This window comes from Microbacterium sp. ARD32 (assembly GCF_031844385.1).
Taxonomy (GTDB): domain Bacteria; phylum Actinomycetota; class Actinomycetes; order Actinomycetales; family Microbacteriaceae; genus Microbacterium.
Genome location: NZ_JAUZVD010000002.1, coordinates 14,191 through 28,303, shown reverse-complemented (window position 1 = coordinate 28,303; position 14,113 = coordinate 14,191). Strand labels below are relative to the sequence as shown.

The following is a 14,113-nucleotide window of genomic DNA, read 5'->3' as shown; positions in this document are numbered from 1 at the left end:
CTGTCTTCGAGTCGTCAACGATGCCGCGATGGGTGGGTACCGGCGAGGGGGTTGCATGAGCAGGGTGCGGTCGCTAAGGCGTGCGGACCGTCGGGGAGCGGATGCCGGCGACGTCACGCTCGGGAGGGCGCGGCCTGCCGCAGGCGGTCCGCCAGCTCTGCGGCCGCCGAGACCAGCGCCTCCGGCCCGACGATGCTGAACGGTGCATCGAACCGGGCGGCAGTCGCCAGGATGCCGGTCCACGACCATGAGCCGATGGTGACTCGGCACGATCGTGCGTCGAGTTCCTCGAGCTCACCGTCGCTGATCCAGGGTGCGACCTCGCGGGCGGGCAGCTCGATGTCGATCTGCCCGACACAGGGCCAGCGATCCTCGGCATCCGAACCCTTCGAGCGCGCGGCGAGATAGGTGCGGGCATCCTTCGCCGGGAGTGGTCGCGGGACGAACTCCGGGCCTGGTGGTACGCGGGGCGACAGGCGGTCCAGCCGGAAGATGCGCCAGTCGTCCTTGTCGAGGTCCCAGGCGATCAGATACCAGCGGCTGTTCCGGGCGACCAGGGCGTGCGGCTGGGTGCGCCGGGGCGGGGCACCCTCTTTGCCGTAGTCGAAACGGAGGGTCTGCCGGTTGCGGACCGCGCTGCTCACCGCTTCGAGCACGGCCGGGTCGACACGGCCGCGTTCCTCTGCGTCGATGAAGCGGATGCCGTCGATGCGGTGCCGCAGACGAGAAGGCATCACCTGCCGGACCGTGGCCAAGGCGCGCTCGGCGGCTTCAGCCATCTCGACGCCCGTGGACGGAACGCTCTGCAGGGCCACCGCGATCGCGACCGCCTGTGCATCGTCGAACAGCAGCGGTGGCAACTCGGAGCCGGCTGCCAGCCGGTAGCCGCCGTCGGGACCCTTGATGGCTTCGATCTGGTAGCCGAGTTCGCGGAGCCGGTCGACGTCGCGGCGAACCGTGCGCACCGTCACCGACAGGCGGTCGGCGAGAACCTGGCCCGGCCAGTCGCGCTGCGTCTGCAGCAGCGAGAGCAGTGCCAGCATCCGCGCAGAGCTTCCGGTCATGGATTCATTGTCGCCGAGGTAGAGGACCGAAACTGACCTCTTCTGCGGCCATTGTCTTCTCCTGTGGAGCCCGTTAGAGCGGCTCCGGACCAGGAAGAAGGACAGCCAATGACCATCAAGACGACCACTCATCTGAACTTCCGCGGTAGCGCACGCCAGGCGCTGGAGTTCTACCGGACCGTGTTCGGCGGGCAGCTCGTGGCCGCGACCTACGGCGACTTCGGGATGCCGCAGGAGGCACCCGGTGCCGACAGGATCGTGTTCGGTCAGCTCGAGAACGAGGACGGCTTCCGCATCATGGCGTACGACATCCCGGGAGCGGATGCCGAGGACCCTGGCGCCATGGCGGGCACGACGACCCGCGAGAACGGCGTGACGGTCACCGACCGCACGTTCTTCCAGTCGGTGCGCGGTGAGACGCTCGACGAGATCACCGGTTATTGGAACGGGCTCGCCGAGGGTGCGACGGTGATCGAGCCGCTCGCGGCGTCGGCGTGGAGCCCGGGCTTCGGCATGCTCACCGACCGGTTCGGGGTCACGTGGGTGCTCGACGTGCAGGCGGCGTGAGGCCGGACGGTGCGGCCGGCGTACCCGGTCGCACCATCCCGGTCAAGGTGCTTACTGCACCGACCACCCGCCGTCGGATGCCAGGATCGCGCCCGCGACGGATGCCGAGCTCGAAGCCGCGCTCAACGAGCGCCCGGCGGCGCCGATCCGCGACTGAGCCCGTTCATCGTGATCAGCGCCGGCGGACGTCGCCGCCGGCGCCGTGGTTCAGGAGCTGATGGCGTCGAGGTCGGCGACGTCCTGTTCCGTGAGAGCGACGGCGGCACCGGTGATGTTCTCGCGAAGGTGGGCGACCTGAGAGGTGCCGGGGATCAGGAGGATGTTCTTCGAGCGCTGCAGCAACCATGCCAGGGCGACGGCCATCGGCGTCGCCTCCAATCGAGTCGCCACGGTGGTGAGCGCATCGGCTTGGAGGGGAGTGAATCCTCCGAGAGGGAAGAACGGCACGTACGCGATGCTCTCTGTGGCTAACTCATCGATCAGTGCGTCGTCTGCGCGGTTGGCGAGGTTGTACATGTTCTGCACGCACACGATCGGACTGACATTGCGCGCTTCGGCGACCTGCTCGGCGGTGACGTTGCTGACCCCGAGCTGATCGATCAGACCCTCCTGCTGCAGGTCGACGAGGGTCTGCATCGCTTCGGTGATCGAGCCGGGCTGCGGCCCCTCGGCGTCTCCCATCCGCATGTTCACCAGGTCGAGGCGCTCCACGCCCAGAGATTCGAGGTTCTCTCGCACCTGTCGGCGCAGATCGTCGGGCGTGCGTGCCGTCGGCCAACCGCCCTCGTCGTCGCGGTTCGCACCGACCTTGGTCGCGATCAGCAGCGACTCCGGATACGGGTGCAGCGCCTCGCGGATCAACTCATTGGTGACGCGCGGACCGTACGCATCGCTGGTGTCGATGTGTGTGATGCCCTGTGCGACAGCGTCGCGCAATACCGCGATCGCCCCGTCGCGGTCGGCTGGAGGGCCCATGACCCAGGGGCCGGCGAGCTGCATCGCGCCGTATCCGAATCGCGCGATGGTTCGATCGCCGAGGTTCCAGGTGCCGCCGGGGAGCGTGGTCGGGGTTGCGGTCATCGTATGGTGCCTTCCTCATTCGGATCATGGGCGGATGCCCAGGTGGTTCGGTACCATCTTCGGAGAGCAACTCTCTTCCGGGAAGTACGCACTCTGAAGTGCGTTACCTCCCCAGGCGAAAGGCGATCGCGGTGGCGACCACAACCGCAGCGGAGGAACGGGACCGCGCCAAGAGTGCCTACAATGCGTTCCTTGCGGTGTGTCCGAGCCGCCAGCTCCTGGACCGACTGGCCGACAAGTGGGTCGTTCTTGTGCTCTGCGCTCTCGGAGGGGACAGCCCCAGCGGTACCGGAGAGCCGGTGTCGATGCGGTATTCGGAGCTCTCCCGCCTCATCGCGGGGGTCAGCCAGAAGATGCTCACCCAGACTCTGCGGGCGTTGGAGCGCGACGGTCTGATCGCGCGAACAGTCACTCCGACTGTCCCTGTCACCGTTGACTATGCGCTCACCGACCTCGGCGCCTCGTTGTACCAGACCACGCGCCAGCTGAGGGCGTGGGCGCAGGAGCACATGGATGCCGTGCAGATCAATCGCGACCAATACGACACGCAGCACTGATCCCGTCGGGCATCGCTGAACCGTCGCTCAGCACGTGCGGGATGGCAGACTTCGCTCATGACTTCTGACTTCGTCAGCCGAGCAGTCCCCGGAGTTTCTCCCGCAGCCCCTCATCGCACACGTACACATACGTCCCGAGCATCCCGCGGGTGAGCAGCACTCCGTAGACGTTGCGGATGAAGACCAGCAGGTCGTCGTCGGTGAAAGCATCCTTCAGGTGCCCGGTGTTCTCTTTGCCCTTCTTGTCGCGGTAGGCATCGCGGTCGGCGACGATCTCGCCCGACGGCGAGAGGCGCAAGTCCGGTCCGATGATCACGCCGGCGTAGTTGAGGTCGTAGCCCTGCACGGTGTGGATCGAGCCGACCTCGTCGAGGGAGCCGGGGGAGTTGATCCAGTCCTTGTCGGTGCTGTTCCATCGCATCCGCTCGCCGTCGATCTCGATGTCGAAGGATGCCGGGTCGCGGCGCGACCGCCAGTCCCAGGCGTACCCGGCGACCAGGCGGGACAGGCCGACCTCCCGATCGCGGTCCCGGATCGCGCGGCGCATCTCGCCGAGGTCGTCGAAGAACCGCAGGTCGTAGTCGCCGAGGTCGGGTCTCGCCACAGGAAGCCCGCGCAGCAGCATCCGGATGTATTCGACGTAGTCGGCACCGGCCCGCACCCGCATCTGGGTGCTGAGCGGGTAGTGGCGGTGGGCGGTCTTCGCCGCCCTGAGTTCCGCGGAAAGGGTCGCGGGCGACAGGTCGTGCGGGCGCACGGTCTGCTCGCCGTCGATCAGCAGCAGCTGATGCCGGCTGCGCGCTTTGATCCAGTCGAGCTGGGTGTAGGTCGGGTCATCCGCGCCGAACAGGCGCTGGTTGATCAGGCCGAACTTCTTGTTCTGCACGCCGGAAGCCTGGTTCGCGCGCTGATTCAGGCGGTGGGTCTCATCGATCAGGATCAGGTCGAACACGGCATCCGACTCCCCCACCTGGAACGGCGTCAGCACCATCGCCGGGTCGAGCTTGGGTGTCTTGGCGAAGACCTTCTTCACCGACTGACGCAGCGACTGCTGCGGGATGACCAGCGCCATCCGCAGATCCTGCAGCAGGCGGGCGTTCTCGGGAGTGAACAGCTCGGCGAACATCGAGTCGGGCTCGACGTCGTCGTGGCTGCGGAAGTCGCGGATGTCGGCGAGCAGCTTCATCAGGAAGATCGCGATGATCGTCTTGCCCGTGCCGGGCGCGCCCTCGACGACGAGGGTGGAGGTGTTCTGCGGATGCTGCAGGTCGGCGAGCAGCCCCTCGACGATGTCCTCGACGGCGATGGCCTGGTCGTCGGTGAGGGCTTTGAAGGGGGAGAGCTTGAAGAGGTCGCTGTTCTCGATCTGCGGGATGCTGCGGCTGAACAGCCCTGCTTTGCGGAGCTCTTCGAAGACATCGCGGAAGGACTCTCGGTAGAGCTCTCGGTCGTAGTAGCGCGCGTCGGTCAGGCCGTCGTTGCCGTTGAGGATCTCGTAGCGTCCGTCGCCGTGGAACCAGCGGATCAGGTGCGATTCCAGGTCGAGGCAGACCGACTTGTTGAAGCGCTCGTCGATCACGACGCGGACGTCGGTGAGGTTCTGGTGGCGCTTGGGGCCGGCGAGGTGCTGGCGCATGCGCTTGTGCGCGCTGGTCGTCTCGCCGACGTAGAGCTTCTGGTTGCGGCCCGCGCCGTCGAGCACGTAGACGACGGGCCAGTTGGTGAGCGGCTCGTTGGTGAGGGCCCAGTCGTCGACGTCGTTCCTGTCGAACGGGATGCGCTGGATGCTGAAGGTCATGACTCGGCGCGCTTCTGGATCCGGCCCTGGTTGAGATCTACGGGGTACTTCGCGCGCGTCTTCTCGAGCTTGCTGAGGATGATCTCGTCGATATCGAGGTTCAGGCGGCTGGCCAGATGGATGCAGTAGGTGAGCACGTCGGCGAGCTCTTCTTCTACGCGCTCGTGGTCGGGTGCCTGGCCCCACTGGTACAACTCGAGCAGCTCTGCCGCCTCGATCGAGATGCTCTTTGCGAGATTCTCCGGCGAGTGGAACTGGTCCCAATCGCGCTCGGCGACGAAGGTGCGGAGTGCCTGCAGCGTTGCGGGGGAGGGCATGGGAGGGAGGGTAGCAGGGAGCTATTCCGCGCCTGAGGACGCCGCGGCGTCTGGCGTGAGCCCAGAACTCGTGAAGTAGTCGTACAGGCTCTGCTCGAGCGGGGATTCGAGAGCCAATGCCATGGTCACAACGCTGGTGGCTGCACGGGACATGACGGACTGCTTGGGTGCTGAGGAGGTCACTGGTCCGACGTAGTAGTGATCCGCACCTTCCCCATCTTCCTTCTTCACGAAGAGGTGCATGTCGACGGCGTTGTCCATTATCGGGGTGAGTTCCGCGGAGCGCAGTGTTCGTCCCGAACGAGAGAACCAATGCAGCGTGCTCTCGTTGAGGAACTCGTCGCCGTAGTCGGTAGTTTCGGAGACGTCCTCGTGCTTTTCGTAGGTCACAAAGATTGGACACGTCATCGTCGACAGATCGGTCTTGTACCCAAAGATGGCGCCTTCCTGGTTGGTTGGCCAGTTAAGTAAGCGGCACGCGTCCTTCCGGGAGTATGTTTTCCCAACCTTGAGGGTGCTCGCCCATGAATACGTGTGTCTGGCGATGTAAAGACCTGTATCGATGATGTCCGCAAGATGATCTTTGAATGTCGCGTCGGCAAGGAGCACGGTTGCGTGCGCTGTGAGCCGCACCTCCCTGCCGAGACGTTCGAACAGAGGCGAGCCGAAAGGAACGCGCTTAGCCGGCTTGTAAAACTCCTGTGTCAAGACTCGAACGGCCGAATCGATCGTCGGAGCGTCGTTGGTGCAGCTGTTGTCCAGCAACAGGCGCGCAATCTCGTCAGTCGTTAGAGGCACCGGCGTGGACATGAGTCTCTGAGCAATGAGCAACTCGTGCGGTCGCTTCCCGTTCAGGATCTCGCGGGAAAAGTATGTCAGCGCGGAGCTCTCCGCGACGGATGGCCCCTTGGGGACCTGCTTGGTGGAGTGAAGAAGCTCCCAATAGTTCTTATGTGCGGTCGCGATCGTAACGGGGTCTGCCGTGCCGTATCGGGCGAATTCAAGCAGACGAGGGGTGCGGCCGAGACGGCTCGTGAGGCTAAGGATCTCCTTCTTGAGATTCCTGAGACCGTCGAGCTTCGACTCGGCCAGAGAACGGAAGATCCGTTCCCGCGAGATCTTGTCGAAGTTGACGCTAGACAGGCCCGAGATCGCGCCCGCCTCCTGCGAGTCCATGATTTTCTTGCGGATCGAATCCTTGTTGAGACTGTTATCGCCAAACAGTGCGATCGGGATCAGGTAGTTATTCGTGTAGTTCCCGATGAAGTCGATGACGATCAGATGGTCTTTGCCCGCGGCCTTGCGCAGACCTCGACCGAGTTGTTGCGTGAAGATGATGCTGGACTTGGTCTGACGCAGCATCACGACCTGATTCACTGTCGGTATGTCGATGCCTTCGTTGAAGACATCCACGGTGATGATGTAATCGAGCTCGCCTGCTTCGAGCCGATCGACGGCCGCCTCCCGCGTGTCACTGGAATCGTCGCCGGTCAGAGCAAGGGTGCGGAGCGGGTGGCCATGAACGGCGCGTGCGTTCAGGAGCCGTGCCAGTTCGTGCGCCTCGTCTTTACGACTGCAGAACACCAGCCCACGCACGCGAGCACCGACGTGGCCGTATGTCTCGATGGCGTTGATGATGTGATCGGCGCGCTCGGGAGCGACGAGCGTTGCGAGCTGACTCGCGTCGTCGATGACCTCATCGTCCTTCACGAAGTCAGTGACCCCGTAGTAGTGGAAGGGTGCCAGCATCTGCTCTTCAAGCGCTTGCTGGAGGCGGATCTCGTAGGGAACGTTGAAATCAAAGAGCTCGAAGACGTTGAACCCGTCGGTGCGCTCGGGCGTAGCTGTCATCCCAAGAAGGAACTCGGGCTTCAGACGGTCCAGAACTTTGCGGTAGGAGCCTGCACCGGCGCGGTGAACTTCGTCGATGAGGACGTAGTCGAAGTATGTGGGCGGGATCGAATCGAGATTGTCAGCGTTCGTCAGCGACTGAATAGTGGCAAAGACGTATTTGCGGTCAAGTTCGCGCCTCGACCCAACAAACTTTCCAAAGTCATCCACGGGAGCACCGAGCACACGACGGAACTCTTCGATCGCACGATCCAGGATCTGGTCACGGTGAACGATGAACAGCATCCGCTCTGGCGCGAAGGCCTGAACGTCGAGGGCGGAGAGGATCGTCTTTCCTGTGCCCGTCGCTGAAATGACCACCGCGCGTCTCTCGCCAGCTTCGCGTAGCTTCTGGATCTCGACGAGTGCCTCGGCTTGCATGGTATTCGCGACGATGGGCGGCTGTGTGGCTCCCGGCCGGTTCCCATCGACGCTGATGATCGATGGGCGTGGAGGGGGAGGCGCGTACGTCGCTTCGTACGCGGTGACCCACTCTTCGGTGAGTCGGTTCGAACATGTGAGCTGCGCGTCGACTGCGCGACGTAGTTGATCAACGATGTCACCGTCAGGCAGTGCGGAGAATCGGAGGTTCCACTCCTGATTTGTCAGCAGGGCTGACTCGGTGAGGTTCGAGCTGCCGACGATTGCCGTGGTGCTGTTCGACTGCTCGAAGAGGTAACCCTTGGCGTGGAAGCCGCCGTGTTCGCTCGAGTAGACGAAGACATCGACACCGGGGATGTTGAGTAGTTCACGGAATGCGGCCGGCGAGTTGAAGCCCAGGTACGTGGACGTGATGATCGTGCCCTTGCCTGGGAAATCTAACAACGCTTGTTTGAGCATCGCGACGGCGCTCGTCGTGACGAACGCGGTCGAGAAGGTGAAGGTGAGAGAGCGACGCAACTCGTGACGGATGGCGCGGAGCATCGTGTTCGCGCCGTCGTTGGCGATGAGCAGCGGATGGAAGAGCTGATCGGACTGGACAGATCGGTCGAGGAAGCCGAAGGTGTTGTCGAGCTGCAGTTGTGAAGTCGCGTCCATCTAACGCCCTATGCAGCGAAATCGCGCATGATCTGTTGGACTGCGGGGACGTCGGCTGGCGCCCAGTCCACGCAATCCAACTGCGCCGCGGGGATCCACCGAATCTCGGAATGCTCAGTGAGGCTCGGCTCTCCTTGGACCAAAGTCGCGTAGAACGTCGTGAGGTTCACGACTCCGAAGTCGTATTCGTGGCTCGTCGTCTCAACGTGCTTGCCGACTTCGATCTTGCAGAGCAGCTCCTCCTCCATTTCGCGACGAAGTGCCTGCTCGGGGGTTTCGCCTGCCTCGATCTTGCCGCCGGGGAACTCCCACATACCGGGAAGCGACATCGAGGGACTCCGCTGTGCGGACAGGATAGTGCCATCGCGAACAACTGCGGCGCCGACGACGTTTATCTGCTTCTTCACGTGCTTCTCCGAGTCCTGGCGAGGGTTGCAGTCAGCCTAGCGATGGATGTCGACATCGCGGCCTGCGAACGGGGGCTTGCTCCGCGAGCCGGGTCTTGTTTAGCTGCCAACGCTGTCTGCGACGACCAGCACGTTGGTGAGCGGGATGATGCTTCGCCATTCCTCAGGCAGTGCCGCATAGTTCTCGAGTACGAGGGTGACGAGGTCCTCACCGGTCAGAAGGCGAAGCCCGGGGCGCTGACGCTCGATGGCCAGCGCGTCTCGCGAGTATGTACCGAGTGTGACGAAGAGGGACAGCTCTCCCGGGCCCTGTGTGCCGACCAGCTGCTGCACCTCCGGTGCACTGGTAGTGCCGGTGCGGTGCTTGCACTGCACCTTGATCTGAGGCGGCTCCACACCGAGGGGGTCACGATGCGCGATCACGTCTACACCGCCATCCTGGGAGTACTGGGTGACGCGAGCCTGATACCCGAGCGCGCGAAGGAGCGCTGCCGTGAACTCTTCGAATTCGCGGTGGGTGATGTTGCGATGCAATGTCTCCAGCACGAAATCTCGCGTGTGGCGGGCGATGCGAGAGGCGCGAGGTGTGTTGTCGGAGTCTTCTTCTTCCTGTGACTCGGCTGCGTGGCTGACCTGCTCAGAGACCTCTTCGGGAGAAGACGCAGCGCTGCCAAGAGCAGCGAGGAACTCCTCATCGTGGTTCCGGATGCGGAATACCGTGAGGACGGAGCCGATCTCGTAGAGCGCTGACTGCGTGAACACCGTGCGGGGCAGACCGACCTTCTTCCACTCGACTCGCCGGCGGTGGCGATGTGTGTCGGCCGATGCCTCAAAGTAGTACGGACCGCTGACGATTCCGATATTGATCGTCGAGTCGGGCTTGTACGGCGCAACGATCACATCGCCGTCAGCGATCTCATCGCGAAAGCGAACAAGCACGCCGGCCTGACCAGCAATGGAGCGCGGCTTTGCGTCGGGGTACAGGGCGCCCAACGCGAGCTTGAGGCCTTCACGTCCGTGTGGGATTGAATCGAGGGATGGCAGCCCGTCCCACCCGATGCTGATGAATCCGTCATCGACGAGCTCGGTCGTAAGCGAGTCGTTGTGTACGCCCCACACATTCACTTGGCTGAACCTCCACTGCGATGGACCAGGACGTCCAGGTTATCGGGCAGTGAGAACAGAACGCGCGTGCGCGAGTTCGCGTCGGAGCGCGACTTCGAGAAGTTCTACATCACGCCGTCGCGCACCTATATCGCGATGATCGAGCGCGGGGCCGAGCGACCCAGCGCCTGGGTGCACGTCGGCTTCATCTCCCACCGCAAGACCGACCGAACGCTCGGCGAGATCACGCTGCCGTACAACCGGGTACGCGGTGGCGGCGGATCCAGGCAGCGCGCTCGCGTAGACGCCGAGCCCTCGACCTGCCCGAACCCCGACTGCGGCATGCCGCTTCCGATCAGCGGCGTCTGCGCCTACTGCTGAACGCTCGTTCCAGCCGCTACCGTGGCACGAAACAGACCCCGCGAACGGGTCGGAGAGAGGCATCTGATGGCAGACGCGCAGGCAGGCTGGTACGACGACGGATCCGGAACCATGCGGTGGTGGGACGGACAGCAGTGGACCGATCAGGTGCAGCCGCCGGCGCCGCACGAACCGGGACTGGATGGGTTCATCAACCGAGCCCGCGCGGATGCCGAGGCCGGCGCGCAGCCGCGCCCTGCTCCGCAGGGCATGAGCTACGTCGTGCTGCAGGTCGTTCTCAAGGAGAAGTTCTTCGGCAGCGGGTCCGGCAACCTCGTCGAGCTCGAAGCGGTGATCAACCGGCAGGCGGCACTCGGCTATCGCCTGCACACGATCACGACCGCATCCTCCGGCAGCACCGGCTTCGGCGGCGGTGATCGAATCCAGGCGACGATGGTGTTCGAGAAGCTCGTCTGACCCGCACATCGCCGAAGACCGACGGGTGCGACCGACGAGGGCCGGCCGCACCCGCGCGACTCACGGCGTGACGAACACCTCGTCGGCGAACATCCCCGGCGTCACCCGGATCAGCGCCTGGTCGCCGTCCGGCACGGCGAACGCCACCGAGCCCGTGGCGCTGGCGCCGTTGTACAGCTCGTCCAGCCCGAAGCCGTCCTTCAGCACGACCAGGCTGTCGTAGCTGTTCACGACGTTGCCGGCGCTGGTGACCAGGCCGACCTGCACCTCGGCGGCCAGCCCCTTGTCATCACCGGTGTACGTGACCGTGTAGTTCACGATCTCGTAGTGCGAACCGGCCGGAGCTTCGTCGTTGAACGGGTTCGCGTCGGCCACCACGGCGTTGCCGTCAGCGTTGACGCTGTTCACCACGACGGTCCAGTCGTCGCTGCTGATCTTCGACGACAGCGGGTACGGGTTCTCGCGGGTGCCCTGCGCGGCATCCGCATCAGCGGCCGCCGGCTCCTCGGCATCCGCCGCCTCCTGGGCATCCGCCGCACCGTCGACCGGCTGCGTGACCGTGGTCTCGCCGCTGCCGAACGCCTCGTCGACCGCGTTGCTGAACGACGTGGCGACCACCGCGAAGAACACGATGAACCCGACGATCGTCCCCACGACGGCGACGATCAGGCCGACGATGCCCATCCACTTGCGATCGCCCTTCAGGAACAGCGACACGATGCTGAGGACGAAGGCGATCGGCAGCAGGATCCAGCCGACGATCAGGGCGCCGGGGATGCACGCGAAGATGAACCCCACGATCGCGACGATCATCGCGATCATCGCGACGACGTTCGTCTTCTTCGGTGCGGCCGGCGGGGGCGCCACCGGCGGGACGGGCGGAGGAAGCTGCGGCGCGGGAGCGCCGGCGGGCGGGTTGGGTACGGACATGATGATTCCCCTTCGGAGAGGTGCGCGGGGCACCGGCCTGCCCCGCGACGGATGCCGCAGGGAGCCGGTCTGCGCGCACGCCGAATACCGCCCTGTTCAGGGCGTGAGGATCGGAGTTCGGGGGAGATCTCCGTGGGTCCGCGAGGACCGGCTGGGAGTCACTGTAGGGGTGGTCTCCGACATCGACCGACGTCGGCGCCTGCACAACCGCCTGTCGATGACCGGCGCCGATCAGCCGTCGTCCCGCAGCCCCGTGATCATGCTCCGCAGGCTCGCGAGCGCGGCCGCCTGCTCAGCATCCGTCATGCCGCGCAGCATCCGCTTCTCCACCGATCGCACCGCCGCGCTCGCCGCCTGCAGTGCCTGCCGTCCGCGCGGCGTCAGGCTGGTCGGCAGCACCTTGCCGACCGCCGCCTGCGCGGGGCGGGACACGTAGCCGTCGCGCTCCATCGCCTGCAGCAGCACGTTCATCGACTGGCGGGTCACGAAGGCGCCGCGGGCGAGCTCGGAATTCGACAGACCCGGACGCTGTGCGAGCAGCTCCAGACAGGAGTACTGCGTGATCGTCATCCCCAGCGGGCGCAGCACCGTCTCCATCGCCACTCGCAGCGCGCTGGCCGCCTCCTTCAACAGGTATCCGAGCGACGTCTCCAGATCGATGCCACCTTGACTCATGTCAGCATTCTGACATATCCTCGTCCGTGTCAGAAAACTGACACGTCATCCAGGAGGACACCATGCCCGTCACCGGCCCCGACTTCATCTCTCTGCAGGTGCGTGATCTCGACGCATCCCAGGCGTTCTACGAGCGCTATCTCGGCCTCGTCCGCGCGCCGGCTGGCCCGCCGCACGCCGTCGTCTTCGACACCAAGCCGATCGCGTTCGCGGTGCGCGACATCCTGCCCGGCACCGATCTCGCCTCCGCGGCCCAGCCCGGCGTGGGCGCAGCGATCTGGATGCACGCCACCGACGTCCAGGCGATCCACGACGCGCTGGTCGCCGACGGGCACACCATTGCCGCTGCGCCGATCGATGGGCCTTTCGGTCGCACCTTCACCTTCGCCGACCCCGACGGCTACCTGATCACGCTGCACGACAGGGCGTAGGCGCGAGCGCGGGCGGGCATGAGCGCGCCATGCCGCTCAGTAGGCTGACCGCATGCGCCCACGCGTCATCCACACCGGTCAGGCACTGGTCGACCTGATCGTCGAGGTGCCCGACCTGCCCGCCCGCGGGCACAACGTCATGGCCGCCTCCGACACCCAGTACGCCGGGGGCGCGGTGACCGTGCTGCTCGCGGCCGCGCGCTTCGGAGCAGAGAGTGTGCACGCCGGTGCCATCGGCACCGGTCCGCACGGAGATCTCATCCGAGCCGCGCTCGCGGCCGACGGCATCGCCGCATCCGCCCCGCCGGTCGCCGCCCGCGACACCGGCGTCTGCATCGTGATGATCGAACCCACGGCCGAACGCACCTTCGTCACAACACTCGGCGCCGAGCGCGACATCACCGCGGAATCCCTCGCGACCGCCGACGTTCGGCCCGGCGACCTCGTCTGCATCACCGGTTACTCACTGGCCGTCGCGCAGACCCGCGACCCGCTGCTCGACTGGCTGGACACCCTTCCCGAAGCTGCCCTCGTCGTGCTCGACCCGGGCGCCGCGTTCGCCTCGCTCCCCGCCGAAGTGCGCGACCGGATGCTGGCCCACACCGACGTCTGGACCAGCAACGCCGAGGAGGCCACCGATCTGCTGGCCACGCTCGGGGCATCCGTCGCGCCGGGCGATCACGAGATCTCCGCCCAGGCCGAGGCGCTCGCGCCGCTCCTGCGCACGGATGCCGTGGCCGTCGTGCGCGACGGCGCCGAGGGCTGCGCGGTGCACGCCAACGGCGAGACCAGCGGCATCCCCGGTTTTCCGCAGACCCCGGTCGACACCAACGGCGCCGGCGACACCCACACCGGCGCCCTGCTCGCCGAGATCGCCGCCGGTTCCACCTGGGTCGACGCCTGCCGGCGCGCCAACGCCGCCGCCGCGATCAAGGTCACCCGCCGCGGGCCGACCACCGCGCCGACCGCCGCGGAGGTCGACGAGTTCCTGCGAAGGCAGTGAGGCGGCCCCAGCGTCTCAGGCGATCGGCGGGTACTCCTCATCATGGTTCTGATCGAGAGCGGCGGTACGGGCCTGCTGTCGCTCGTCGAACGTCGGCACATGATCGTCCGGGCGCTCCTCGTCGGTTCCGGTGGACTGCTGACGCGGGTCGTCCTTGCTCAGGTCGGGATCGATCCCCTCGGGCTCGAGCGGATCGGTGGGGAACGGCGTGGGGTCGGACATGATGGTCTCCTGATCGTGGATGGAGCCCTCAGCCTGGCATTGCGCGTACCGCTGACGCAGGGCGGTTGACAACCGTCCTGAGACCCGCACGCGTCGCGATGTCCGGTTCACTCCACCCGCCCGCGACGACGGCCAAGATCAGATTGCGCAGTCAAGGCAGATGTTCTTTAGCGAACAGCTCGATTGTGACCGC

The 14,113-nt window shown here is 65.4% G+C and carries 16 protein-coding genes; 6 read left to right on the top strand and 10 right to left on the bottom strand.

Annotation, left to right across the window (positions count from 1 at the left end; genetic code table 11):
* Positions 1-113: 113 nt before the first annotated feature.
* Complete coding sequence (locus tag Q9R19_RS08380; RefSeq protein WP_311255930.1) at positions 114-1,064, bottom strand: WYL domain-containing protein; 951 nt, start codon at positions 1,062-1,064, stop codon at positions 114-116.
* 108 nt (positions 1,065-1,172) lie between these two features.
* Here Q9R19_RS08380 and Q9R19_RS08375 point away from each other — a divergent pair, with 108 nt between their 5' ends.
* Positions 1,173-1,631 carry a VOC family protein gene (locus tag Q9R19_RS08375; protein WP_311255929.1) on the top strand — a complete coding sequence of 153 codons (459 nt, stop codon included), beginning with the start codon at positions 1,173-1,175 and terminating at the stop codon, positions 1,629-1,631.
* Positions 1,632-1,838: 207 nt separating this feature from the next.
* Here the strand turns inward: Q9R19_RS08375 and Q9R19_RS08370 are convergent, their stop codons facing one another.
* The gene (locus Q9R19_RS08370; RefSeq protein ID WP_311255928.1) at positions 1,839-2,711 is read right to left on the bottom strand and encodes an oxidoreductase; all 873 of its coding nucleotides are present in this window, start codon (positions 2,709-2,711) and stop codon (positions 1,839-1,841) included.
* Positions 2,712-2,737: 26 nt separating this feature from the next.
* On the opposite strand from Q9R19_RS08370, the gene Q9R19_RS08365 reads away from it, so the two are divergent.
* A complete protein-coding gene (locus tag Q9R19_RS08365; protein ID WP_311255927.1) occupies positions 2,738-3,268 on the top strand; it encodes a helix-turn-helix domain-containing protein in 531 nt (176 codons plus the stop codon).
* A gap of 73 nt (positions 3,269-3,341) precedes the next feature.
* On the opposite strand, the gene Q9R19_RS08360 is transcribed toward Q9R19_RS08365, so the two are convergent.
* The 5 genes from Q9R19_RS08360 to Q9R19_RS08340 form a co-directional block, all read right to left on the bottom strand.
* On the bottom strand, positions 3,342-5,066 hold the full coding sequence (locus Q9R19_RS08360; protein WP_311255926.1) for a DNA/RNA helicase domain-containing protein: 1,725 nt from the start codon (positions 5,064-5,066) through the stop codon (positions 3,342-3,344).
* Positions 5,063-5,383, bottom strand: a complete 321-nt coding sequence (locus Q9R19_RS08355; protein WP_311255925.1) for a nucleotide pyrophosphohydrolase — start codon at positions 5,381-5,383, stop codon at positions 5,063-5,065. The genes Q9R19_RS08360 and Q9R19_RS08355 overlap by 4 nt, the downstream gene beginning before the upstream one ends.
* A gap of 21 nt (positions 5,384-5,404) precedes the next feature.
* The gene (locus Q9R19_RS08350; protein WP_311255924.1) at positions 5,405-8,311 is read right to left on the bottom strand and encodes a DEAD/DEAH box helicase; all 2,907 of its coding nucleotides are present in this window, start codon (positions 8,309-8,311) and stop codon (positions 5,405-5,407) included.
* Positions 8,312-8,319: 8 nt separating this feature from the next.
* Positions 8,320-8,718 (bottom strand): (deoxy)nucleoside triphosphate pyrophosphohydrolase, encoded by a 399-nt coding sequence (locus Q9R19_RS08345; protein WP_311255923.1) that lies wholly within the window; start codon positions 8,716-8,718, stop codon positions 8,320-8,322.
* 99 nt (positions 8,719-8,817) lie between these two features.
* The gene (locus tag Q9R19_RS08340; RefSeq protein ID WP_311255922.1) at positions 8,818-9,843 is read right to left on the bottom strand and encodes a restriction endonuclease; all 1,026 of its coding nucleotides are present in this window, start codon (positions 9,841-9,843) and stop codon (positions 8,818-8,820) included.
* A gap of 66 nt (positions 9,844-9,909) precedes the next feature.
* Between Q9R19_RS08340 and Q9R19_RS08335 the strand changes: the two genes are divergently transcribed.
* Together Q9R19_RS08335 and Q9R19_RS08330 are read left to right on the top strand one after the other, a co-directional pair.
* Positions 9,910-10,203, top strand: a complete 294-nt coding sequence (locus Q9R19_RS08335; RefSeq protein WP_311255921.1) for a hypothetical protein — start codon at positions 9,910-9,912, stop codon at positions 10,201-10,203.
* Positions 10,204-10,269: 66 nt separating this feature from the next.
* Positions 10,270-10,659 carry a DUF2510 domain-containing protein gene (locus Q9R19_RS08330; protein ID WP_311255920.1) on the top strand — a complete coding sequence of 130 codons (390 nt, stop codon included), beginning with the start codon at positions 10,270-10,272 and terminating at the stop codon, positions 10,657-10,659.
* A 60-nt stretch (positions 10,660-10,719) separates the two neighbouring features.
* On the opposite strand, the gene Q9R19_RS08325 is transcribed toward Q9R19_RS08330, so the two are convergent.
* On the bottom strand, positions 10,720-11,589 hold the full coding sequence (locus tag Q9R19_RS08325) for a hypothetical protein (RefSeq protein ID WP_311255919.1): 870 nt from the start codon (positions 11,587-11,589) through the stop codon (positions 10,720-10,722).
* Between the two features lie 231 nt (positions 11,590-11,820).
* On the bottom strand, positions 11,821-12,264 hold the full coding sequence (locus Q9R19_RS08320) for a MarR family transcriptional regulator (RefSeq protein WP_311255918.1): 444 nt from the start codon (positions 12,262-12,264) through the stop codon (positions 11,821-11,823).
* A gap of 62 nt (positions 12,265-12,326) precedes the next feature.
* Between Q9R19_RS08320 and Q9R19_RS08315 the strand changes: the two genes are divergently transcribed.
* Complete coding sequence (locus tag Q9R19_RS08315; protein ID WP_311255917.1) at positions 12,327-12,695, top strand: VOC family protein; 369 nt, start codon at positions 12,327-12,329, stop codon at positions 12,693-12,695.
* 52 nt (positions 12,696-12,747) lie between these two features.
* Positions 12,748-13,698 carry a PfkB family carbohydrate kinase gene (locus tag Q9R19_RS08310; RefSeq protein ID WP_311255916.1) on the top strand — a complete coding sequence of 317 codons (951 nt, stop codon included), beginning with the start codon at positions 12,748-12,750 and terminating at the stop codon, positions 13,696-13,698.
* Positions 13,699-13,713: 15 nt separating this feature from the next.
* Here Q9R19_RS08310 and Q9R19_RS08305 read toward each other — a convergent pair whose 3' ends face one another.
* Positions 13,714-13,920, bottom strand: coding sequence for a hypothetical protein (locus tag Q9R19_RS08305; protein ID WP_311255915.1), 207 nt, complete (start codon positions 13,918-13,920; stop codon positions 13,714-13,716).
* Between the last annotated feature and the right edge of the window lie 193 nt (positions 13,921-14,113).